This window comes from Nocardioides ganghwensis (assembly GCF_014779655.1).
GTDB classification, from domain to species: domain Bacteria; phylum Actinomycetota; class Actinomycetes; order Propionibacteriales; family Nocardioidaceae; genus Nocardioides; species Nocardioides ganghwensis.
This window is the reverse complement of the sequence record NZ_JACXYX010000037.1, coordinates 1-1,301: the sequence shown is the minus strand read 5'-3', so window position 1 is coordinate 1,301 and position 1,301 is coordinate 1. Positions and strand designations below refer to the sequence as shown.

Genomic DNA, 1,301 nt, shown 5'->3' with positions numbered 1-1,301 from the left:
AGGAGAGGCTCAAGAGGGGTGTGCCCAGCTCGAAGCAGCGTTGCCCTCCCGGCTCGACAACCACAGTGGTTCGAGTATCGGAGGAAGGCATGAGCACAGCGACAACATCGGGTCGGGTCGTGATCGGGATGGACCCGCACAAGCGCTCGGCGACGATCGAGGTCATGACCGCCGACGAGGCCATCCTCGGAGGGGACCGGTTCGCCACCGACCGTGACGGGTACGCCGAGATGCGGCGCTACGCCTGCCAGTGGCCGGATCGGATCTGGGCCATCGAAGGTTGTGCCGGGATCGGCAAGCACATCGCAGTGCGGCTTCTGGCCGACGGCGAAGAGGTCGTCGACGTTCCACCGAAGCTGTCCGCCCGAGCCCGAGTGTTCGCGACCGGTCAGGGACGCAAGACCGACGCCACCGACGCCCACTCCGTCGCCCTGGTCGGCACCCGCATGGCCGGACTGCGGCCTGTCGTCACCGACGAGCAGCTGGAGGTGCTCCGGCTCCTGGTCGACCGCCGTCGTTCGCTCGGTGAGGAGCACACCCGCAAGACCTCCCAGCTGCACCAGCTGCTGCTCGAGCTGATCCCCGGTGGAGCGAAGCGGAACCTGTCCGCGGCCCAGGCCAAGGCGATGCTGGCCAAGATTCGACCGCGCGATGTCGTCGGCAAGACCCGCCGCCGGGTGGCCGCCGAGCTCGTCGCGGACCTCGAGCGGATCTACGCCCGAAAGAAGGAAGCGAACAAGGAACTCACGGCGCTCGTGAAGGACACCGGAACGAGCCTGCTGGACCTGCACGGCATCGGACCCACCGGCGCCGCCCGGCTGCTGGTCGAGGTCGGCGACATCACCCGGTTCCCGAACAAGGCCCACTTCGCGTCCTGGAACGGCACCGCACCCCTGGATGCCTCCTCCGGTGACCAGGTCCGACACCGGCTGTCCCGCAAGGGCAACCGGCAGATCAACCGAGTCCTGCACACCATGGCCCGCGTGCAGCTCCGCAATCCCACCGAAGGCAGGGCCTACTACGACCGCAAGAAGGCCGACGGCAAAGCACCCATGGAAGCCATGCGGTGCGTGAAACGTCGACTGTCCGACATCGTCTTCCAGACCATGCTCAACGACGCCGTCCGCACCACCGGGACAACCGCGAGGACGGGCCCGGGAGGGCAACGGGGCGACGACTCTGACTCCAGCGCGGCCGGCTCACAGCCCCACACCAACTCTTCGGACAAGCCACTTCCCGGACCCGCCACGCAACACCCTAGAACTCCACTCACTGCTGCGTCTTGACACAGAGGGGTGCCA

The 1,301-nt window shown here is 67.5% G+C and carries 1 protein-coding gene; it reads left to right on the top strand.

What is annotated here, in order from left to right; all coding sequences use genetic code 11:
• Positions 1–89 precede the first annotated feature (89 nt).
• Positions 90–1,286, top strand: coding sequence for an IS110 family RNA-guided transposase (locus IEZ24_RS21385; protein ID WP_191192897.1), 1,197 nt, complete (start codon positions 90–92; stop codon positions 1,284–1,286).
• Positions 1,287–1,301: the final 15 nt, after the last annotated feature.

Coding starts and splice junctions, on each gene's coding strand:
- IEZ24_RS21385 (WP_191192897.1), top strand. CDS start 90: ATGAGCACAGCGACAACATCGGGTCGGGTCGTGATCGGGATGGACCCG.